Raw genomic sequence first — 21,470 nt, forward strand, 5'->3', positions numbered from 1 at the left:
GAATTTAGCTCTAAGAATGTAAGAGGAAAAAATGGCTACAGTTAGCACCAATGAATTTAAAGGCGGTCTTAAGTTAATGCTTGATAACGAGCCTTGTGTAATTCTGGAAAACGAATACGTTAAACCAGGTAAAGGCCAAGCGTTCAACCGTGTTAAAATTCGTAAACTTCTTTCTGGTAAAGTGCTAGAGAAAACATTCAAGTCTGGTGACACTTGTGAAGTGGCAGACGTAATGGATATCGACCTAGATTATCTATATTCAGACGGCGAATTCTACCACTTTATGAACAGTGAAACGTTTGAACAGATCGCAGCGGATGCAAAAGCGGTAGGTGAAAACGCTAAGTGGTTGGTAGAAAACAACACTTGTATGATCACTCTTTGGAACGGTAACCCAATTACTGTTACTCCACCAAACTTCGTTGAGCTAGAAGTTGTAGACACAGATCCAGGCCTGAAAGGTGATACTCAAGGTACTGGCGGTAAACCAGCGACGCTATCAACTGGCGCTGTTGTTCGTGTTCCTCTGTTCATCTCAATTGGTGAAGTGATTCGCGTAGATACTCGTACTGCTGAATACGTAGGTCGTGTGAAGTAAGCACTTTATATGATTGTTAGAAAGGTCGCTTCGGCGGCCTTTTTTATTGCCTGTGATTCTTCTCTTTTAATCCCTCTGCGTAAAACATCGATATCCTCCGCAAATTTTTGATGATTTTGTATTATTCGTAAAAATCTTATTTATTCCATGAATCTGTCGATTATTCCTTAATGTAACATTTTGATACATTAGTACTTGTTGCTGAGTTGCATAGCAATCTGATTTTTATCGATTTAACTCAGTAACAATCCAAAAAAGGAGAACAAAATGGAAAGCAGAGGTTTAGGAAGGGGTTTAAAGGTGGAAGAAAGACGTCAGTTACTACATAAAGGATTAAAAGCAGCCGTATTTGGCGTACCGCTGTTGGCAATAGGCTTAACGATTAATAGCTCGGTGCTGATGACCGATGCGGGTTACAGCTACGTGCATCAGAATAATATTACTGGTGAGTTGGATGTGTTTACTGAACCTGGCATTCATTTTCGTATGCCATTTCTGTCCAAAATCACCAAGTATGACCAAGTGATCACCGTGTCATTCGGTAACAGCAAGGGCGAAGATTTTTATCAACGCCTTGATGCGATTCAGGTTCGATTTGCCGACACCTATATTGGTCAGATCCCCGTAACATTCCGCTTTAAGCTCAGTAATGATCCTGAAGCGGTGAAGAAGATGCACAAAGAGTTCCGCAATAACAGTAACTTGATCGATGCGCTGCTTGTAAAGAACGCACGTAACGTAACGGTGATTACCGCGACCCAATACACGGGTGAAGAGTTTTTCCAAGGTGGTTTGAACCAGTTCAAATCGAAACTTGGCGATCAGTTACGAGAGGGGATTTATCTGACAGAGCGACGTCAGGTTGAAGTGGAAGAGTTGGATCTTGCGCCTGTTGGGGCGAATCAAGCCAATCCGAACCAATTACAGCGCACCAATCAACTGGTATGGAAAACTGTGCCAGTCGTAGACAAAACCGGGCAACCAATTCGTCAAGACAATCCGTTACAACAATACGGTATTCAAGTGACGCAGGTGACCATTGGTGACCCGCAGCCAGAAAAGCAATTAGATCAGTTATTGGCAGATAAAAAGCGTCTAGTGGCGGATCGTATTCGCGCGATTCAGGAACAAGAAACGTCGAAAGCACAGGCAGAGACCGAGCAGTTACGCAAAGAGATTCAACGAACACGTGAGGTGCAAGACGCTCAGCGTGGTAAAGAACTCGCAATTATTGCTCAGCAAAAAGAAGTGGAAGTTGCACGTCAGATTGCAGAGCGTGAAATCGTTGAAGTGGAAAAAACCAAACGACTTGCTGAAGTCGAGAAGGAGAAAGAGCTAGCTATCGCAGAGGCTAACTTAGCGATTCAAAAAGCGAACGCACTTTCTGCTGAGTTTGAAGCGAAAGCGATATTAGCGAAAGGTCGCGCAGAATCTGAAGTCCTTAAAGGTAAGTATGCGGCGTTAGGAGCAAACCGTGAAGTTTACTTGGCAGAATTGAATCGAGACGTAGCGAACTCGCTGTACAACAATTTGCAAAACTTCCAAGTTCAGATGCCACAAAATTACATTGGTGGAAGTGACGAAACGGGCTTGAAAACAAACCTAGATGTGATTACTGGCTTTGGTGCTCTGGGTCTTATGGACCAGACAAAGAAGGTCGCACAGCAATAAGATCATGGGTGGTCAAAAGCTTAAAAAGCAAAAAGATCATAGGTAACCCAAAGCAATAAAAAAGCTGGCATTTAGCCAGCTTTTTCTTTTTTGGTCAGTCTCTTAAATCATGAAGATAAAGATAACTGCTAGTGCAGTGATGAGGCCTGCAAATGCATAACATGCAATTTTACCAATCACACCAGTGTGGAATTTAAGGTCGTGCATGCCGTGGTGTACACGGTGCATTGCATGCCACATTGGCAATGCTAGCGTGCCAATGATGAATAGCGCACCGATGATGCTGGTTGCGAAGGCAGAGACACGCTCGTAGCTCATCGCTTCTGCGTCAATCACGCCTAGTGGTACCAAGATACCTAGCACAAGAACGGTGATTGGCGTGATCATCGCGAACCAAGTACCACCTGCGCCAAACAGACCCCACCAGATTGGCTCATCAGAACGTTTTGGTGATGTGTTTACACTATAATTCGGTTTCATTGCTCAGCTCCTTACACCACGATGAGAACGATCAGTGAGATGAACGCAACCGCGGCCCACTGAGTCAATACGATGATCTTCTTGTCCACTGGTTTGCCTTTCAAACGAATTGGCATTACTTGTGGCATCATGCTGAAGAAAGTTTGAGCGTGGAATAGGCTACCGAGTAGTGCAACGATGTTGATTGCGACTACGATTGGGTTCGCCATGAACGCTAACCAACCTTGCCATGCTTCAGGACCTTTCACCAAGCAACCTAAACCGAAAGTTAGGAACAGAGTGAATAGAATTAACGGAAGCACCGTAGCTTCACGTAGCATGTAGAAGCGGTAGAAAGGATGGTTCTTCCACCAAGTGCGTTTTACTTCACGAACGTAAGGTTTACGATTGCTCATCCTTATGCCTCCACTTTCTTTGGTGAACCATCAGGTTTCAACATAGCAATCACGAAGTCCATAGAAGACTCCACTTTGCCTTGGTTTACTGCCGCTGCTGGGTCAACGCTCTTCGGACAAACTTCAGAACAGTAACCAACAAACGTACAACCCCAAGCACCGTTTTCACCGTTGATAAGCTTCATGCGCTCATCTTTACCGTTGTCACGGCTGTCTAGGTTGTAGCGGTGGGCTAGCGTTAGTGCAGCAGGACCGATGAACTCTGGGTTAAGACCAAACTGAGGACATGCTGCATAGCACAGACCACAGTTGATACAGCCAGCGAACTGCTTGTATTTCGCCATCTGTTCTGGCGTTTGCAAGTTCGTACCGTCTTCTGGTTTACGATCGTTACCAATGATGTATGGTTTGATTGCTTCTAGGCGCTCGATGAATGGCGTCATATCAACAATCAAGTCTTTCTCGATTGGGAAGTTCGCTAGAGGCTCGATAGTCACACCGTCTGGGTAGTCACGTAGGAAGCTCTTACAAGCAAGTTTCGGTACGTTGTTCACCATGATGCCGCAAGAGCCACAGATCGCCATACGGCAAGACCAACGGTAAGACAGATCTTTGTCTAGGTGGTCTTTGATGTAACCAAGTGCGTCAAGTACAGACATGGTTTCATCGAATGGGACTTCGAATGTTTGCTTGTATGGTTCTGCATCTTTTTCTGGGTCGTAACGCAGGATGTCTACTTTTTGAATGCGATTTGCTGACATTATGCTTGCTCCTCTGCGTTCTTCTCTTCAGCCGCGGCTTTTTCTGCTGCTTCACCGTATAGACGAGCTTTTGGTTGTGACTTAGTGATGGTCACATTGCTGTAATCGATACTTGGTGCTGACTCTGGCTTGTAGAACGCAAGTGAGTGTTTTAGGAAGTTCACGTCATCACGTTCTGTACAACCGTCGTCTAGACGTTGGTGCGCACCGCGAGATTCTTTACGTAGAATCGCAGAGTGAACCATCGCTTCTGCGACTTCTAGGCCGTAACCCACTTCGATTGCGTATAGAAGGTCTGTGTTGAACACTTTACCTTTGTCTTTGATGCTGATGCGTTTGTAGCGTTCTTTCAACTCAGTGATTTTGTCGATAGTCGCTTGCATCAAATCTTCTTGGCGGTAGATACCACAACCCGCTTCCATGGTGTGACCCATTTCCGTGCGGATCTCTGCCCAGTTTTCGTCGCCTTCTTGGTTCATCAGTTTCGCGATGCGTTCTTCAGCTGCTTTTACTTGTGCGTCAATTGCCGCGTCGTTCCAGCCTTTGAATTCTGCCGCGCGTTTCACTGCGTTTTCACCCGCTACGCGGCCAAATACCACGAATTCAGCCAGTGAGTTAGACCCTAGACGGTTCGCACCGTGAAGGCCAACAGATGCACATTCACCTACCGCGAATAGGCCTTTAATGCGAGTTTCACAACCGCCGTCCGTTTCAATACCACCCATGGTGTAGTGAACGGTTGGACGAATTGGAATTGGCTCTTTGGCAGGGTCCACGTTTACATAAGCTTTTGCTAGCTCACAGATGAACGGCAGACGTTCTTGTAGGTACTCTTCACCAAGGTGGCGAAGGTCTAGGTGCACCACGTCACCCAGTGGGTGTTTGATGGTGTTGCCTTTCTGTTGTTCGTGCCAGAAAGCTTGAGAAACTTTGTCACGAGGACCCAGTTCCATGTATTTGTTCTTCGGTTGGCCAACTGGAGTTTCAGGGCCCATACCGTAATCTTGTAGGTAACGGTAGCCATTCTTGTTAACGATGATACCGCCTTCACCACGACAACCTTCCGTCATCAGGATACCTGTACCAGGAAGACCTGTTGGGTGGTATTGAACGAATTCCATATCACGTAGAGGAACGCCGTGACGGTAAGCCATTGCCATACCATCGCCCGTTACGATACCGCCGTTGGTGTTACAGTGGTAAACACGGCCCGCGCCACCTGTTGCTAGAACAACAGATTTTGCTTTGATAGTAACAAGCTCGCCTTCAGACATGTGAATAGCAATCAGACCTTGAACTTCGCCTTCATCAACAAGCAGATCCACCACAAAGTACTCATCAAAACGTTTGATGTTGCTGTACTTCATTGATGTCTGGAATAGCGTATGAAGCATGTGGAAGCCAGTTTTGTCTGCAGCGAACCAAGTACGTTCAACCTTCATTCCACCAAAGCGGCGTACGTTGACTTCACCGTTCTCTTTACGACTCCATGGGCAACCCCATTGCTCCATTTGGATCATTTCGCGAGTCGCGTTCTCTACAAAGTATTCAACAACATCCTGTTCACATAGCCAGTCACCACCGCCAACAGTGTCGTTGAAGTGGTTGTCTAAGCTATCTTCATCCTTGATAACTGCTGCTGAGCCACCCTCTGCAGCGACCGTGTGGGAGCGCATTGGATAAACTTTAGAAATCAGAGCGACTTCTAAGTCTGGGTTTGCTTCAGCCGCTGCAATAGCAGTACGAAGACCAGCGCCGCCTGCGCCGATGACTGCGATATCTGTGGTGATAATTTGCACAGTTATCCTCCAGTGTGTGATTGCGGAAATCCGCTTGTTATTGTCATTACGAGGCGCTCCTTAAAAAGAACTCCCCAAAAGTAGTAGGGTTAGTGTAGATGAGCCACATGGCAGAAAAATTGATGTAATTGGGTTTTTGCTTCGGTAATGCACTTAAGGGCATAGAATTTATAGGTTATGTGACTGCTATCACGGCATCGAGGTTTTGGTCCTCAAGCATTAACATTAGGGATGTTAAACCCGTGTTGCGTGACATTAACCGCATGGATAATAGGATTTTAACTGAGTGTTTTTTGTTCTGCGGCACGAGTAATGCTTGCCTCAAATTGGCGAGCACATTAGTAAAAAGAAGAAGGGATATTCCTCTCTTCTTGAAGAGTAAAAAGCATGTAGAATGAGACTTTCCTCGCTGAATTAAAGTTTGAGAGACTTGTTATGCAAACCAACTGGCAACCTACTGCTTCCATTGACCAACTTCGTCAACGTGCGACGTTAATCGCGTCGATTCGACAATTCTTCGCTGACCGACAGGTGATGGAAGTCGATACGCCAGCCATGAGTCACGCAACCGTGACTGACATTCATTTGCATACTTTCCAAACCGAGTTTGTTGGCCCAGGCTATGCCGATGGCAGTAAGCTGTTTTTTATGACCAGCCCAGAATTCCATATGAAGCGCCTTTTGGCTGCGGGTAGCGGTTGTATTTATCAAATCAACAAAGCATTTCGTAATGAAGAGAATGGTCGCTACCACAATCCTGAGTTTATGATGTTGGAGTGGTATCGCGTTGGCTTTGACCATCATAAATTGATGGATGAAATGGATGACCTGTTGCAGCTGGTATTGAAGTGTGGCGCAGCGCAGCGCATGACGTATCAGCAAGCCTTCATTGATGTGTTGGGTGTGTGTCCACTGGAAGGCTCGATGACTGAGCTGAAAGCGGCGGCAAGCAAGCTGGGTTTGAGTGACATTGCTGAGCCAGAAGAAGATCGCGATACGCTGCTGCAACTACTATTTAGCGTGGGAGTAGAAAACAAAATTGGTCAGGACGTGCCGGCTTTTGTGTACGACTTCCCTGCATCACAGGCGGCGCTTGCGAAAATCAATCCTCAAGATCATCGCGTCGCGGATCGTTTTGAAGTGTACTTTAAGGGGATAGAGCTGGCGAACGGATTTCATGAACTGGATAACCCGAAAGAGCAATTAGCGCGCTTTGAACAAGATAACGCAAAGCGTATCGAAATGGGTTTAAAACCACAGCCGATCGATTATCATCTGATCTCTGCACTGGAAGCAGGGTTGCCAGATTGTGCAGGGGTCGCGTTGGGTATCGATCGTTTGATCATGCTGGCGCTAGGCTGTGACCACATTGATCAAGTGACGGCCTTTCCATTTCCAATTGCATAAGGACGTCCAATGAACCTGACGGCTGCGCGTTTCGTCATCTTTAGCTACGCCATACTGATCGCTTTTTTATCTCTGAGTTCAGGTGAACTGCAAGACTGGGGCAATATCGCGTATCTCGACAAAATGCAGCACGCTATGGCGTACAGCGGCTTTGCGTTTTTAGGTTGTTTTTGCGTGTGGTGTTGGCGTCAACGTTGGGCGGTGGCGATTAGTATTTTGCTATTCAGCGCCGTTATTGAGTGGTTGCAAGGGTATGTAGGGCGACAAACTTCTTGGTTAGACCTTGTCGCCAACTCAACTGGCATCTTAACTGGTCTGTTATGTTACCGGATTTGGAGCCTCTATCGACCTAGGTTGGTGAAGTCGCTATACTCGATTCGTTAATGAAGAGGGAACACGATAACAATGAAAACGCGCGACAAAATCGTCTACGCGGCACTGGAGTTGTTCAACCAACATGGTGAGCGCAACATCACCACCAATCACATTGCCGATCACATCGAAATTAGCCCTGGTAACCTGTATTACCATTTCCGCAATAAGCAAGAAATCGTTCGCGAGATCTTTGCGCTTTATTCAGCAGAACTTTTAGAAAGATTTACCCCTATTCAAGGTTCGCAAGAGAGCCTGACTATGCTGAAGAGCTACCTAGACTCTATTTTTACCTTGATGTGGAAATACCGCTTTTTCTACGCAAACTTACCAGAAATCTTGTCACGAGATGAACAGCTACACGAACAGTACATCGATGTGCAAGAGAAGCTGCAAGCGAACCTCATTGCTATTATGCAAGAGTTCGTAACGATGAAGCTGTTGAATGTCGATCAACAACAGTTGAAGTCATTGGTATGTACGTTGCACTTGATTGCGTGTAGTTGGTTGGCGTATCAATCCGCGATGGCTTCAAAAACCAACATTACCGAGCAAATGGTGAAGCAAGGGATGTTGCAGATGCTTAATGTCGTTAAGCCATTAGCAACTGAGCAGGGCTTAGAGCAGCTACTGTTATTAGAAGATGCGGTTAGCAATCTACACAGTTAAACGTCAAACTGCTTAATATTTCGAGAGTCACTCTCATTTTCGAGTCGTGGCTCGAGTTGACTTGTCAAATATGCCACGCACAATAGTCCCATACGCTAAAAACCCTTGCAGGGATAAGATTCTCGATAAAGGAACTATCGCCCCATGAATTACGACATTTTTAATGGTGATGCTGATGGCATCATTGCTCTTCTACAATTGCGTTTGGCTGAGCCTGTCGATGCCCAGTTAATAACCGGTGTAAAGCGCGACATCAAGCTGGTGGAAAAAGTAGACGTGCAAGCGGGTGATGAGCTGACTGTGTTAGACATTTCGATGGAAAAGAACATGGCAGGTCTAGAGCAAGCTTTGGCTCAAGGCGCGCACGTCTTTTACGCCGATCATCACAAAGCGGGCGACATTCCTCAGCATGGTAATTTGGATGCGCACATCGATCTCGATGCCAACATGTGCACGGCGTTGATTGTCGATAAGTTGCTTGATGGGCGTTTTCATGACTGGGCGATTACGGCGGCTTATGGCGATAACATGATTGCTAAAGCCGATGAGTTAGCGAATAACGCGGGCTTGTCGCAGCAACAGAAAGAGCAGCTAAAAGAGCTGGGTACTTTAATTAACTACAACGGCTACGGATCGAAAGTCGAAGATTTACACTTTCACCCTGCGGAGCTGTACCGAGCTTTGCTGAAGTACACATCACCATTTGAAGCTATTGAAGATACGGCCTCGCCATACTACCAATTGCAATCGGCTTACCAACAAGACATGGAGGCGGCTCTCGCAGTGCCTGCCATGCATGAGAGCGGTAAGCTGAAGTTGTTTGAGTTACCAAACACGGCGGCATCACGCCGAATCAGTGGTGTTTATGGCAACTGGCTAGCAAACCAAACCCCTGATTCTGCGCATGCGGTACTTACTGAAAATGCAGATGGGACTTATACGGTTTCACTCCGTGCCCCATTAAACAATAAACAAGGTGCCGTTGCCGTGTGTGGTCAGTTCCCGACAGGTGGGGGGCGAGAGGCGGCGGCAGGAATCAACGCGTTAAGCAAAGATGATGTGAATGCTTTTATTGATGCGGTAGAAACCTACTACGCATAGCGTTTTCCAAAACATGAATACAACAAAGGAGCCGAGTGGCTCCTTTTTTATGACAAGTCAATAAGTCAGATAATCAGCGCTTTAACCAATATTTCGGATTCTGCGCTTCACTATTACGACGAATTTCAAAGTACAGCGATGGTCTGTCTTGACCACCTGTATCACCCGCGAGAGCAATCACTTCGCCGGCGGTGACTCGATCGCCTTCTTTTTTAGTTAACGCTTGGTTGTAACCATAGAGGGTCATGTCACCTTTTCCGTGGTCGAGCAGTACCACTAAACCGTATCCGCGCAGATACTCAGCAAATACGACAGTACCAGGATAAACGGCTTTCACTTGTTGACCATAGTTGGCAGACAGCACCATGCCCTTCCAGTTTACCTGCCCGGTTTGTCGCGTACCAAAGTTGTGTAACACACTGCCTTTGAGTGGCCAAGGCAACTTACCGCGCTGTTTGCCGAGTCCGTCCATTGGCACCGCATTACGCTTCGCTGCTTTGGCGATCTCTGCTTTTAAACGGGTTTCGTTGCGTTGCAGCTCGGCTAAGTAGCGTTTGTCATTCTTGATACTGCTCTGAATTTTATTCAGGGTTTGCTTACGCTTGGATTGTGTACTCGCTAGCGCTGTACGTTTTTCGGATTGCTGCTTGAGCAGAGTCTCGATTTGCTCTTTTTCTAGCTCGAGCTGGTTTTTGTTGTGCGCTAATTCTTGGGTTATTTTGGTGATCGCATCAATCACTTCAGCACGTGCTTTAGCTAAATGCTGGAAGTATTGGCTCATGCGGTCTTCTTCCACACCTTGATTTAACAAGTGACCATTGGCCTTCGCTCGCTCGGTTACGTAATACGTTTGCAGCAGCTGTTTGAGTTCTTCTTCTTGCTCTTGACGCTGTGCTTCTTGCAAGGCAATTTTCTCTTCCAGGTTTTCTATGTTTTTGTCTGCTTGTGCGAGGTTAGACTTGGTTTGTCGTATTTCACGCTCAAGCTTAGAAATACCAAGCTCTTGATCTTTTAGTGACTTCTGTAACTCATTGAGCTGCTTTTCTTGGGAAGAGAGCGATTTGCGCTGACGGCTTATCTCACTGGATACGCCTTTGAGCTCTTGCTGACTCACAGCAGAGGAGGTAATGGGATAAGTGGCAGATAAAGCACAAGTTAATAAAATAGCCGAGCGTAGAACAGGGTGATTTTGTTTTCGCACTTGAGAGTTACCTACCACGTTGTTGTCAAAAAGGTTTGTTGACGATTAAATACCATCTCCATGGATAAAGCTTTGCGACTTGCCGTTAAAGCCTTGATCCATATCGAGAGAGGGTTTGTCCGTTTTTGGACGTCCGACGATTTTTGCAGGCACGCCAGCCACCGTTGTGTGAGGAGGCACGGCTTGCAATACCACAGAGCAAGATCCGATTTTCGCGCCTTCACCGACTTCGATATTGCCAAGAATCTTTGCACCAGCTCCGATCATCACACCCTCGCGAATTTTCGGGTGACGATCACCGCATTCTTTACCAGTACCACCAAGGGTGACATCTTGCAGTATAGACACGTCGTTTTCGACCACGGCAGTTTCACCAATCACGATGCCTGTTGCATGGTCGAGCATGATACCACTACCAATGCGCGCTGCAGGGTGAATATCGACCTGACATGCTACCGAAATCTGATTTTGTAGGTAAGTCGCAAGAGCGTGACGACCTTGCTTCCACAGCCAGTTTGCTACTCGGTAGCCTTGCAGTGCGTGATAGCCTTTTAGGTACAGCAATGGCATTGAATACATTGAAACAGCAGGGTCGCGATTGACCGTGGCACAAATATCACAAGCCGCACCGTCAGTGATGGTTGGATCAGCCGCAAAGGCTTCTTCAACCACTTCACGCACAGCCATCGCTGGCATGGAAGCGGTGTTCAATTTGTTAGCCAGAATATAACTCAGAGCGGCACACAAACTTTCATGCTTGATAATGGTGGCATGATAGAAGCTTGCCAGCATAGGCTCTTGTTCTGACATTTCACGGGCTTCTGAGACAATTTTGTTCCAGACTTTTTGTTTTTCGCAGTGTTTCATTCTCAATATCCAGAGTGGTTCTTCCGTGACCCGACAACTTCAATTTTTCTCAGATGAGCTGCAAAGGGCGGTAGATTGCTACTTTCCTTCGGCTTTTTTGTCACGAGCAAGTAAATCTTGCGCTGCTAAGCGCGCATCTTTTCCTTGATACAATACTTGATAAATTTGATCAACTATCGGCATCTCAACACCCATACGTTGAGAAAGTAGCCATACTTCTTTTGTATTGCGGTAACCTTCAACCACTTGACCAATTTCTTCTTGAGCCGTATCAACGTCTTTACCTTGGCCTAATGCCAAGCCAAAGCGTCGGTTACGTGATTGGTTATCGGTACATGTCAGGACAAGATCGCCTAAACCCGCCATGCCCATAAAGGTTTCTGGCTGTGCACCCAGCGCAGCACCAAGGCGACTCATTTCAGCCAAGCCACGAGTAATTAATGCAGTACGGGCATTGGCGCCAAAACCGATACCATCAGACATACCCGCACCAATCGCAATAACGTTTTTCACAGCGCCACCCAATTGCATACCAATAAAGTCACTATTGGCATATACGCGGAAGGTTTTGCTACAGTGGATTTTTTCTTGTAGATCCGCAACAAATTCAGAATCTGGAGACGCAACAGAGATTGCAGTCGGCATACCCATTGCGAGCTCTTTCGCAAACGTTGGGCCAGACAATACTGCTAGTGAGTAGTTTTCACCGATAATGTCATAAGCGACGTCTTTCAGTAGGCGCCCCGTTTCAGGTTCAAGCCCTTTGGTTGCCCAACAGATGCGAGAGTCTTCGCGCAAGAATGGTTTACAGCTGTTTAGCACGATGCCAAAGACATGGCTTGGAACCACAACCAACAAATCTCGGCTTGCTTGAACGGCTTTTTCTAAATCCGATTCAATGATCAAGCTTTCAGGGAAATCAACACCTGGTAAGAAGGCATGGTTAGCTCGGTCTGCTTCTAGGCGAGCCATGTGCTCTGGCTCGTGTCCCCAAAGGACAACGTTCGCGCCGTTACGAGCGAGTGAGATTGCCAAAGAGGTGCCGTATGAGCCTGCGCCAATCACAGTCATTGCGATGTCTTTACCGTAAGCATTGTTTGTATTTGCTTGTGTCATGCTACCGCCTAATTGTCTTGCTACTAGTAGAATCTAGTTCCTAATCGTCAAATTTTACGCCTTCTGGCGATTAGGAACTAGGAACTTTTGTCAGAAATAAAAAATGCACATTGCATCGGATGGTAGACGCTCTGTGCATTTTATTTGATTCGGTGACGTCAGCACTGTGGCTATTCGTCACTTATAAAACGTGAATTACGCTTCAGCTTCGCCTTGTTGAGCTTGCTGTTGTAGGTAGTTCATGAATAGCGCGTCAAAGTTTACTGGCGCTAGGTTCAGTTGAGGGAACGTACCTTTAACGACTAGGCTTGAGATAGTTTCACGAGCGTATGGGAATAGGATGTTCGGGCAGAATGCGCCTAGGCAATGTGCAAGTTGACCAGCTTCCATTTGTTCAGCAGTGAAGATACCACCTTGTTGAACTTCACATAGGAACGCAGTCTCTTCTTCGTTCTTCACAGTAACGGTTAGGCGTAGAACAACTTCGTAAACGCCTTCACCAAGCTCACGGCTTTGAGTGTCTAGGTCTAGTTTAACGTCTGGGTTCCACTCTTTCTGGAAAATTACTGGAGAGTTCGGCGCTTCAAAAGAAACGTCTTTTAGGAAGATGCGTTGAATTGCGAAGTTTTGTTGTGCGTCTTGAGGTGCTGCTTCAGCCATTTTTTAATCCTTAAATCAATATTTGTTGAGCCTAGAAACGTCTAAGCTCAGAAAACTGGTATGTCCTGAGACTAACTGAGCCAATCTACCTTGACTAGATGAAGCGTGTATTACGTGCAAAGCGTCACAACTTAGTGCTCCAACTGCTTTCAATTTGCTCAGTTTTTTGTCCGCGAGGCTTGGTAAAAGCGCGTTTAAACGCGAACTTTCGTTCTTGCCACGTTCCTACTTCTTACCGCGAACTAACGGCAGGTTCGCTTCGTTCCACGCAATCAAACCATTTTTTAGTAGGCTCACGTTTTCGAAGCCAGCTTTTACTAGTAGGTTTGCGCTTTCTTGAGCGGTCTGTCCTGTCTTACATACAACAATGATTGGGTCTGATTTGTGGTTTTCAAGGCTACCCAAGTTACCCGCTTTGATGTCTGACGGTAAAATGTGAAGTGAGTCGGTGATATGACCTTTTTTGAACTCGTCTTTGGTACGGATATCCACTACAACGCCGTTTTCACGGTTCATAAGATGAGTCAGTTGGTTTACGTTGATTTCTTTGTATGCGGCTGTCGCTGATTTCACGATGTTCATGATAAAGGCGACAAGAAGACCTACCCAAACCAAAGATAGAATCATGTTCTGTTGGAAAAATTCAATGTACTCTTGCATGTCTTGAGCTCTTACGCTGTTGGCGGAAAAATAAAGCAGGAGTATAGCGAGGTTACGGCTCTTAGGCGAGAGGGTTAAAATTTTCTAACGAATAATTGAGATCTCTATAAACCCTTTATGCCCTTACTATCCGTACATTTTGCTCTGGTAGCTTGATTGCTTTTGCCTATTGGACTTATCGGTTTAAGTGACTTCTGTTTTACTGAGAAAAGAGAACAATAGGTATTAACCCATCTTGTTTGATGTTGCTTTAAATTAGCGCTATTTCAAGTGCAAAAATAAGAATGAGAAGCGTAAGAAAACCGAACTTAGACTGGGGTGTACAAAGCGTATTAGAAATGACTATGCTTGTGGAACACGATTGTCGGCACTGACTCGTTGTTCGCTTAACTTGTAAGATAGCAACAATAAATCGCAAACATTATTTGATCTTAACCTACAGTTTTGGTTAAAAAGTGTAGTAAAATTACGCTAGTTTTGTTTCAAGGTTAGATAGGGCAGCGAGGCCCTACGCCAAAAGTTACTTAAATTTGATGAGGTCATCACTATGTCAGCTAAGAAGCCACTGGCTCTAGTTATCCTTGACGGTTACGGTTACCGTGAAGACACAGCAAGTAACGCAATTGCGAATGCGAAAACACCAGTAATGGATGCTCTGATTGCGAATAACCCACACACATTAATCTCTGCTTCAGGCATGGATGTTGGCCTTCCTGATGGTCAAATGGGTAACTCTGAAGTTGGTCACACTAACATTGGTGCAGGCCGCGTTGTATACCAAGACCTGACTCGTATCACTAAATCAATTGCTGATGGTGAGTTCGAACAAACGCCTGCGCTAGTTGAAGCAATCGACTCTGCTGTGAAAGCTGAAAAAGCAGTACACATCATGGGCCTGATGTCTCCAGGCGGTGTTCACTCTCACGAAGACCACATTTACGCTGCAGTTGAAATGGCAGCGGCTCGTGGCGCAGAGAAAATCTACCTACACTGCTTCCTAGACGGCCGTGACACACCACCACGTAGTGCTGAAAACTCACTACAACGTTTCCAAGACCTATTTGCGAAACTAGGTAAAGGCCGCGTTGCTTCTCTAGTAGGTCGTTACTACGCAATGGACCGTGACAACAATTGGGATCGCGTCCAAGTTGCTTACGATCTTCTAACTCAAGCTAAAGCTGAGTTCACAGCAGAAACGGCAGTTGCAGGTCTAGAAGCGGCTTACGCTCGTGAAGAAAACGACGAATTCGTTAAAGCAACAGCTATCAAAGCAGAAGGTCAAGAAGACGCAATCATGCAAGATGGTGATGCGGTTATCTTCATGAACTACCGTGCTGACCGTGCACGTCAAATCACTCGTGCATTCGTTCCTGCATTTGACGGCTTTGAGCGTGCAGTATTCCCAGCAATCAACTTTGTGATGCTGACTCAATACGCGGCTGATATCCCTCTAGCTATCGCATTCCCACCTGCGTCTCTAGAAAACACTTACGGTGAGTGGCTATCTAAACAAGGTCAAACTCAGCTACGTATCTCTGAAACAGAGAAATACGCACACGTGACTTTCTTCTTCAACGGTGGTGTTGAGAACGAATTTGAAGGCGAAGAGCGTCAATTGGTTGCTTCTCCAAAAGTTGCAACGTACGACATGCAGCCTGAAATGAGCTCTCCAGAACTAACAGATAAGATGGTTGCGGCTATTAAGTCTGGTAAGTTCGATACCATCATCTGTAACTACCCGAACGCAGATATGGTTGGTCACACTGGCGTTTATGAAGCGGCTGAGAAAGCAATCGAAGCTCTAGATGAAAGCGTGGGTAAAGTGGTTGAAGCAATCAAAGAAGTTGGCGGTCAACTATTGATCACTGCGGACCACGGTAACGCAGAAATGATGATCGACCCTGAAACTGGCGGCATCCACACTGCTCACACTAACCTACCAGTGCCTCTAATCTATGTAGGTGACAAAGCGGTTGAATTCAAAGAAGGCGGTAAACTGTCTGACCTTGCACCAACCATGCTTTCTCTAGCTGGTCTAGAAATCCCAGCAGAAATGACGGGTGAAGTATTAGTTAAATAAATAATTAACTAACGGCTCCGAATGATAAAAGCCCGAGTTTAAACTCGGGCTTTTTTGTATCTGGCAATAAGGGCTGGTCTGTAAGGTTACTGAACCAAAATGCCCGCACCAATCACAGCTAGGGCTGCGCCCAACCATGCAAATCGGTTTGGTCGGCGTTTAGTGTAAATCCAGAGCAGTGGTAGCAACATAATTGGCGTGGTTGAAGATAGAAGTGCAACCATACCTACATTTCCTTCTTGCAGTGCGTATAAGATTAGCGTCATGCCGACGGCCATCGCCAAGAAACCATTAAGCGCAGTAATACCAAATATGCGCCAAGTAATGTGTTGCGTCGAGCGAGCGACTTTGACTCCTAGAATTAACAACATGCTGTGGGCGAAAAAGGCACTGATCATTCGAATAGCAGAAGCCGCAACTGGGTCAATACTGGTTTGCATTACTGGCTTGGCGATGATGCCGCCCAATGCTTGGCACATTGCTGCGGTTAAGCCAAGTCCAATACCCACCCAGATGTTACCTTTAATGTCTTCCAAGACGTTATTCACTTGACCTCTTCGGCCGAAGAATATCGCCATCACCACGCCGCTAAATACCAATGATGCGCCCAGTAGTTCTATTGTGGTCATGACTTCGCTAAATAAGAAGTAGCCCAAGATGGCAGAGAACACGGCGTGGCAAGAGAAGAGTAACCCGGCCTGTCTTGGCCCCATACGATTCAAACACGCGAATAGAGCGGTATCGCCAATAAAAATACCAATCAGTCCTGAGGCCATCATTGGCGTTACATGTTCCCAAGAAACCGTTAACCAGCCGCCAGTTATCCAGGCCATTGTTGATAAGATCACGGCTGTGCAGCCCATACGCCAGCGGCTGTAAGAAAATGCGCCTAGGTGTTGTGCAGGAATGACCGAAATTAGGCTAGAAACTGCCCACAGAAAAGCGGCGCATAAAGCAAGCCATTCGTAACCCATGATGTGTCGACGTCCTTGTAGAGTAGAGGAGTCTTAATATGCACGAAATTTATGGGATGTAAAAGCCGCTCTGTAAGGGCAGTAGCTGGAGAGCTGCTCCATGACAACACGCTTTTTCATGGAGCTCTTCGATTAAAACAGTACCAAAACTGCGCCATACACGATAAGTAGACCAATCAAACCGAGAATCAGGCCTACTTTCGCCATGTCTTTGCTCTCGATGAGGCCTGTTGAATAAGCCAAAGAGTTTGGTGGTGTGGAAACCGGTAAGATCATGCCAAGTGATGCGGAGAAGGCGACGACAACCAGTAAACCTTGTAGGCCACCAACCGCAATAAGGCTTGGCATGGATGTACCAATAGCGGCAGCAATAGGCATCAATAAGTTTGCCGTTGCGGTATTAGACATAAAGTTCGCCATTAACCAGCACACTACCGATAGGGCTAAAACAACGGCAAATGGTGATAGCAGGCTGTAATCAATGGCGTGCGCTAATGCTTCGGCTAAGCCCGTTTTGTCTAAGGCAATGCCAATTGCTATACCACCGGCAACTAGCCATAAAACATCCCAGTTAATCAGCTTGAGCTCTTCTTTTCCCATAATGCCCGTTAACGTGAACACTGCTAGTGGGATAATCGCGACAACATATGTATTCATGCCATGCACTTTCGTTGTCATCCAAAGCAAAATGGTTAGTGCAAAAGTGATGTAGACGACGATCGCACGCCAGCTCCTTTTGAATGTACCATCTAGCTTTAGTTTCATTTCTGGTTCGCTAGACGGAAACAGCTTTTGCAACAAGAACCAAGCTACAGTGAGTTGTACCAACACAAATGGTAGACCCATTGTCATCCACGATAGGAAGTCTATCGCGTTTTCTCCAGTGAGATATTGAAGCGCTATCGCATTAGGTGGCGTGCCTATCGGAGTCGCAATGCCGCCTGTATTCGCGGCAATTGGAATACACAACACCAGTGCTTTAATGCCTAAATCCCCTTTAGGTGCTGAAGCGACGATGGGGCCAAGCAGGGCTAGCATCATCACGGTCGTGGCAGTATTGGACATAAACATTGAAAAAACGGCGGTAATTAACATCAAGCCCAGCATGATGAACTTAGGTTGGGTGCCGAATGGTTTTAATAGTACTCGGGCGAGGTTGTTGTCGAGCTCGTATTTGGAAGCCGCAATCGCAAGAGCAAAACCACCCATAAAAAGAATAATGATCGGTGAAGAGAAGGCCGAGAAAATATCGGTGTAAGCAATTAACTCTCCTAAATCATGCCCCGCTGGTGGATTGCGAAATAGATGCAAACCTTTATCCGATATCATGATCAGTTCAAGAGCGATAATAAGAATGGACGTAGCAAAAACGGGAACCGGCTCGAGAACCCAAAGTAGGGCAGCAAGAAGAAAAATAGCTAACAGGCGATGCTGAATTAAAGTGAGATCGTCAATAGGAATAGCATCGATCGGCATCATCAAAACACCGAGCGGAATTAAAAAGCACACCAGCAATTTCGCCAACGTGTTTACACTCATCTTTGGCATTGGCTGCCCCTCTAAATATTCATTCTAAGCGCAGGATAATTGATTGTGGAATGAGGGTCTTAGAGGCAGGTATGAGTTTGAGAAATAGAGGCTAAATTTCGAACGGAGTTTTGCTTTTTATCAATAAAAAGAGCCCTTAATAAAGGGCTCTTTAACGGTGTTTTACTTATTTTTTCAAGGCGTAAGGTGTGCCCATAACGGTTGGCTTACCGTTTTCCATGCTTGCGTCAAACTCAATCGCGTCTTTGGCAAACAGGTTAATAACAGTAGAACCCAGTTTGAAGCGGCCCATCTCTTCGCCTTTTTTCAAGATCACGGCCTTGTCACCCTCTGCTGGGTAATCCCATTTGTAGACAGTGTTTCCACGAGGCGGAGTGATAGTGCCAGCCCATACTTGCTCAATGCTACCAACAATTGTCGCACCAACAAGCACCTGTGCCATTGGACCAAACTCAGTATCGAAGATACACACCACACGCTCGTTACGTGCAAATAGGTTCGGTACGTTTTCTGCTGTCAGAGGGTTTACTGAGAACAGGTCACCTGGTACGTAAATCATTTGGCGCAGAGTGCCGTCACATGGCATGTGTACACGGTGGTAATCGCGCGGAGATAGATACAATGTGGCAAAAGAACCATCTTTAAATTCGTCCGCTAAATTCGCGTCACCGCCCAGCAATTCTTGTGCTGAGAAGTGATGACCTTTTGCTTGGATAAGTTGACCATCTTCAATAGGGCCAAACTGGCTAACACAAGCGTCGGCTGGATGAGTGATGACGTTTTCGCCTTCAGAAATTGGGCGTGCGCCTTCTTTTAGCTCACGAACGAAAAACTCGTTGAACGTTTTAAAATGCTTAGGATCTGAGTGCTTTGCCTCATCCATATTCACATTGTATTGTTTGATAAACCAACGAATAACTGCTGTTGTTAGACCGCCAGCTTTTGCTGAAGCCAGTTTACCCATTAGGCGAGTGAGGCCGTGTTGTGGGATCCAGTACTGCAGTCCAACTTTAAACTTGTCCATCTTTAATTCCGATACTTCTGTTAGATTCGCGCTTTAGGGCGCGTGATGTTACTGAAATTTAATTTGCTTGTCAGTATTAGGTGAAGACTTTTTACACAGTTACAGCCTTAACTCAATTACAGATCGGCTTTTTTATTACGTGAATACTGACGATTTGCTTTGTTTTCAACCATGCTTTCCAAAATGCGATGATAGTTTTCAAAGCGAGTTTCGTTAATTTCCCCGTTCTCGACAGCTTCGCGTAGAAGGCAGCCTGGGTCATCATTGTGTTTACAATCTCGGAACTTGCAACCGCCTAAATATGGTCGAAATTCAACGAATGCTTTTGTTACTTCTTCTGCTTCCAAATGCCAAAGACCAAATTCACGTACTCCAGGTGAGTCGATCAAATCGCCACCCGTTGGAATGTGGTATAAACGTGCAGCCGTCGTGGTGTGTTGGCCCAAGCCAGAGTTCTCAGAGACTTCGCCTTCTTCCACTTCGCTCTCTAGTTCCGGCATTAACGCGTTGACTAAGCTGGATTTCCCTACGCCTGATTGACCAACAAAGATATTAATTCGGTCACGCAGCAGGGTTTCTAGTTCAGCAATGCCTTCTCCAGACTTCTTGCTGACCAGAAGCACTTTATAGCCAATGCGTTCATATTCTTTGAGCCATTCTTCATACATTGTACGATCATCGGCTTCTAGAAGGTCGACTTTATTTAAGACCAACAATGGCGCAATATTCAGTGTTTCTGATGCAACGAGATAGCGGTCAATAATATTTAGCGATAGCTCTGGTAATACCGAAGAGACAATGACCATTTGATCAATATTGGCTGCAACGGGTTTTAGGCCATCGTAATAATCTGGACGAGTGAGCACTGAAGAGCGAGGTTCTACCGCTTCAACAACACCAGAGATGCCCGCCATAGACTCCAATCCTTCGCGCCATAAAACACGATCGCCAGATACTAGAGACTCAATACCACGGCGGAGGTTACAGCGTTGAATTTCGCCTGTTTCAAGGTCTTCAATGTCCGCGTGCTGACCAAAACGAGTGATCACGAGACCTTGCTTGCTGGCGCCTAGCATGTTTTCATCCCACTGGATGGACTCTTCTTGCTTCTTCAAACGCTTTTGTTGGTTGCTACGTACGCGTCGCACCTGACCTTTGGTTAACTTTTTCTTCTTTGCCACAATTCTGTACTTTATGTGAATTTACTCAAATGGTTGAGCCGTACTCTTGGCTCCGTGTATGAGTATCGTGTTTCTCGTATTTTGAGGTATAGTACCTCTTTTATCGATAAACAAATAGGCGGCGTAACCATGTCCTTTAGCGATCAAAACCTAATTTGGGTTGATTTAGAGATGACAGGGCTTGATCCTGAAACGCACAAAATCATCGAAATTGCTTCTATTGTCACGGATAGCGAACTAAATATTTTGGCTGAAGGTCCAGTTTTAGCGATTCATCAGCCGGAAGAAGAACTAGCGAAAATGGACGACTGGTGTACTAATACGCATACGGCAAGCGGTTTGGTTGAGCGCGTTCGAAACAGTCAAATCTCAGAACAAGACGCAGTCGCACAAACCATTGAATTTTTAGAAAAATGGGTGCCAAAAGGGGCGTCGCCAATATGTGGTAACAGCATTGGGCAGGATCGTCGCTTTTTATACAAGCATATGCCTGAGTTGGAAGAGTTCTTCCATTACCGATATGTTGACGTTAGTACTCTTAAAGAACTAGCACGTCGCTGGCAACCTGAGGTGCTAAATGGGTTCACAAAACAGGGAACACATTTGGCCTTGGACGACATTCGTGAGTCCATCGCAGAACTTAAGTACTATCGAGGTACTATTTTCAAGATTTAACTGTTAAGGTTGCGATCCAAATTGTTGTAATTTATATCGCTTTTGATTGCTTTTTCGTCGTTCAGTAAAAAAATAAAGTTTTTTTGAAGGAAGGACTTGCATCACAAAAAAATGCTCTTATAATTCGCAGCCCTAAACAGCGGAAACGTTGTTGATGCGACACTAGCTCAGTTGGTAGAGCGCAACCTTGCCAAGGTTGAGGTCACGAGTTCGAACCTCGTGTGTCGCTCC

21 protein-coding genes and 1 tRNA gene are annotated in these 21,470 nt (G+C 45.9%); 9 read left to right on the forward strand and 13 right to left on the reverse strand.

The annotated features are described in order from the left end of the window. The first annotated feature begins 31 nt into the window (after positions 1-31). Both efp and R7Z78_RS22080 read left to right on the forward strand, forming a co-directional pair. Positions 32-598, forward strand: coding sequence for an elongation factor P (efp, locus tag R7Z78_RS22075; RefSeq protein ID WP_005381500.1), 567 nt, complete (start codon positions 32-34; stop codon positions 596-598). A 267-nt stretch (positions 599-865) separates the two neighbouring features. Further along, the gene (locus R7Z78_RS22080) at positions 866-2,269 is read left to right on the forward strand and encodes an SPFH domain-containing protein (protein WP_005386397.1); all 1,404 of its coding nucleotides are present in this window, start codon (positions 866-868) and stop codon (positions 2,267-2,269) included. A 102-nt stretch (positions 2,270-2,371) separates the two neighbouring features. Here R7Z78_RS22080 and frdD read toward each other — a convergent pair whose 3' ends face one another. Genes frdD through frdA form a run of 4 tightly spaced genes read right to left on the reverse strand, consistent with a single transcriptional unit; the run spans position 2,372 to position 5,704 of the window. Beyond that, positions 2,372-2,749 (reverse strand): fumarate reductase subunit FrdD, encoded by a 378-nt coding sequence (gene frdD / locus R7Z78_RS22085; RefSeq protein ID WP_005381493.1) that lies wholly within the window; start codon positions 2,747-2,749, stop codon positions 2,372-2,374. Positions 2,750-2,760: 11 nt separating this feature from the next. Next, positions 2,761-3,144: a fumarate reductase subunit FrdC gene (gene frdC / locus R7Z78_RS22090; RefSeq protein ID WP_005381491.1), complete on the reverse strand. Its 384-nt coding sequence runs from the start codon at positions 3,142-3,144 to the stop codon at positions 2,761-2,763. 2 nt (positions 3,145-3,146) lie between these two features. Next, positions 3,147-3,905 carry a succinate dehydrogenase/fumarate reductase iron-sulfur subunit gene (locus R7Z78_RS22095; RefSeq protein ID WP_085570086.1) on the reverse strand — a complete coding sequence of 253 codons (759 nt, stop codon included), beginning with the start codon at positions 3,903-3,905 and terminating at the stop codon, positions 3,147-3,149. Beyond that, positions 3,905-5,704 (reverse strand): fumarate reductase (quinol) flavoprotein subunit, encoded by a 1,800-nt coding sequence (gene frdA, locus R7Z78_RS22100; protein ID WP_104975660.1) that lies wholly within the window; start codon positions 5,702-5,704, stop codon positions 3,905-3,907. The genes R7Z78_RS22095 and frdA overlap by 1 nt, the downstream gene beginning before the upstream one ends. Before the next feature lie 435 nt (positions 5,705-6,139). On the opposite strand from frdA, the gene epmA reads away from it, so the two are divergent. From epmA to R7Z78_RS22120, 4 genes are all read left to right on the forward strand, one after another. Beyond that, entirely contained in the window at positions 6,140-7,111 is a 972-nt protein-coding gene (gene epmA, locus R7Z78_RS22105; protein ID WP_104975659.1) for an elongation factor P--(R)-beta-lysine ligase, read from the forward strand. Between the two features lie 9 nt (positions 7,112-7,120). After that, on the forward strand, positions 7,121-7,495 hold the full coding sequence (locus tag R7Z78_RS22110) for a VanZ family protein (protein WP_104975658.1): 375 nt from the start codon (positions 7,121-7,123) through the stop codon (positions 7,493-7,495). A gap of 21 nt (positions 7,496-7,516) precedes the next feature. Then, positions 7,517-8,152, forward strand: a complete 636-nt coding sequence (locus tag R7Z78_RS22115; protein ID WP_005381480.1) for a TetR/AcrR family transcriptional regulator — start codon at positions 7,517-7,519, stop codon at positions 8,150-8,152. Positions 8,153-8,296: 144 nt separating this feature from the next. After that, positions 8,297-9,253, forward strand: a complete 957-nt coding sequence (locus R7Z78_RS22120) for an acetyltransferase (protein WP_104975657.1) — start codon at positions 8,297-8,299, stop codon at positions 9,251-9,253. Positions 9,254-9,326: 73 nt separating this feature from the next. On the opposite strand, the gene R7Z78_RS22125 is transcribed toward R7Z78_RS22120, so the two are convergent. The 5 genes from R7Z78_RS22125 to R7Z78_RS22145 form a co-directional block, all read right to left on the reverse strand. Further along, positions 9,327-10,472, reverse strand: a complete 1,146-nt coding sequence (locus R7Z78_RS22125; protein ID WP_169643939.1) for a murein hydrolase activator EnvC family protein — start codon at positions 10,470-10,472, stop codon at positions 9,327-9,329. A 27-nt stretch (positions 10,473-10,499) separates the two neighbouring features. Further along, positions 10,500-11,321: a serine O-acetyltransferase gene (cysE, locus tag R7Z78_RS22130; protein WP_005381475.1), complete on the reverse strand. Its 822-nt coding sequence runs from the start codon at positions 11,319-11,321 to the stop codon at positions 10,500-10,502. Positions 11,322-11,399: 78 nt separating this feature from the next. Continuing rightward, complete coding sequence (gpsA, locus tag R7Z78_RS22135) at positions 11,400-12,437, reverse strand: NAD(P)H-dependent glycerol-3-phosphate dehydrogenase (protein ID WP_005381474.1); 1,038 nt, start codon at positions 12,435-12,437, stop codon at positions 11,400-11,402. A 195-nt stretch (positions 12,438-12,632) separates the two neighbouring features. Continuing rightward, positions 12,633-13,097 (reverse strand): protein-export chaperone SecB, encoded by a 465-nt coding sequence (secB, locus tag R7Z78_RS22140; protein ID WP_005386410.1) that lies wholly within the window; start codon positions 13,095-13,097, stop codon positions 12,633-12,635. A gap of 225 nt (positions 13,098-13,322) precedes the next feature. Next, positions 13,323-13,757, reverse strand: coding sequence for a rhodanese-like domain-containing protein (locus R7Z78_RS22145; RefSeq protein ID WP_005386415.1), 435 nt, complete (start codon positions 13,755-13,757; stop codon positions 13,323-13,325). Positions 13,758-14,304: 547 nt separating this feature from the next. On the opposite strand from R7Z78_RS22145, the gene gpmM reads away from it, so the two are divergent. Then, complete coding sequence (gene gpmM, locus R7Z78_RS22150) at positions 14,305-15,837, forward strand: 2,3-bisphosphoglycerate-independent phosphoglycerate mutase (RefSeq protein WP_005381471.1); 1,533 nt, start codon at positions 14,305-14,307, stop codon at positions 15,835-15,837. Between the two features lie 86 nt (positions 15,838-15,923). Here gpmM and R7Z78_RS22155 read toward each other — a convergent pair whose 3' ends face one another. From R7Z78_RS22155 to rsgA, 4 genes are all read right to left on the reverse strand, one after another. Then, positions 15,924-16,811 (reverse strand): DMT family transporter, encoded by an 888-nt coding sequence (locus R7Z78_RS22155; protein ID WP_005386417.1) that lies wholly within the window; start codon positions 16,809-16,811, stop codon positions 15,924-15,926. 132 nt (positions 16,812-16,943) lie between these two features. After that, complete coding sequence (locus tag R7Z78_RS22160) at positions 16,944-18,359, reverse strand: SLC13 family permease (protein WP_104975656.1); 1,416 nt, start codon at positions 18,357-18,359, stop codon at positions 16,944-16,946. A 166-nt stretch (positions 18,360-18,525) separates the two neighbouring features. Next, on the reverse strand, positions 18,526-19,383 hold the full coding sequence (gene asd, locus R7Z78_RS22165) for an archaetidylserine decarboxylase (RefSeq protein WP_005381465.1): 858 nt from the start codon (positions 19,381-19,383) through the stop codon (positions 18,526-18,528). Between the two features lie 116 nt (positions 19,384-19,499). Further along, on the reverse strand, positions 19,500-20,564 hold the full coding sequence (gene rsgA, locus R7Z78_RS22170) for a small ribosomal subunit biogenesis GTPase RsgA (RefSeq protein ID WP_104975655.1): 1,065 nt from the start codon (positions 20,562-20,564) through the stop codon (positions 19,500-19,502). A gap of 129 nt (positions 20,565-20,693) precedes the next feature. Between rsgA and orn the strand changes: the two genes are divergently transcribed. Both orn and R7Z78_RS22180 read left to right on the forward strand, forming a co-directional pair. Then, positions 20,694-21,239 (forward strand): oligoribonuclease, encoded by a 546-nt coding sequence (orn, locus tag R7Z78_RS22175; protein WP_017635574.1) that lies wholly within the window; start codon positions 20,694-20,696, stop codon positions 21,237-21,239. Between the two features lie 156 nt (positions 21,240-21,395). Beyond that, positions 21,396-21,468, forward strand: a tRNA-Gly gene (locus R7Z78_RS22180). Positions 21,469-21,470 lie beyond the last annotated feature (2 nt).

This window comes from Vibrio sp. 1167, assembly GCF_033340375.1.
GTDB lineage: Bacteria > Pseudomonadota > Gammaproteobacteria > Enterobacterales > Vibrionaceae > Vibrio > Vibrio alginolyticus.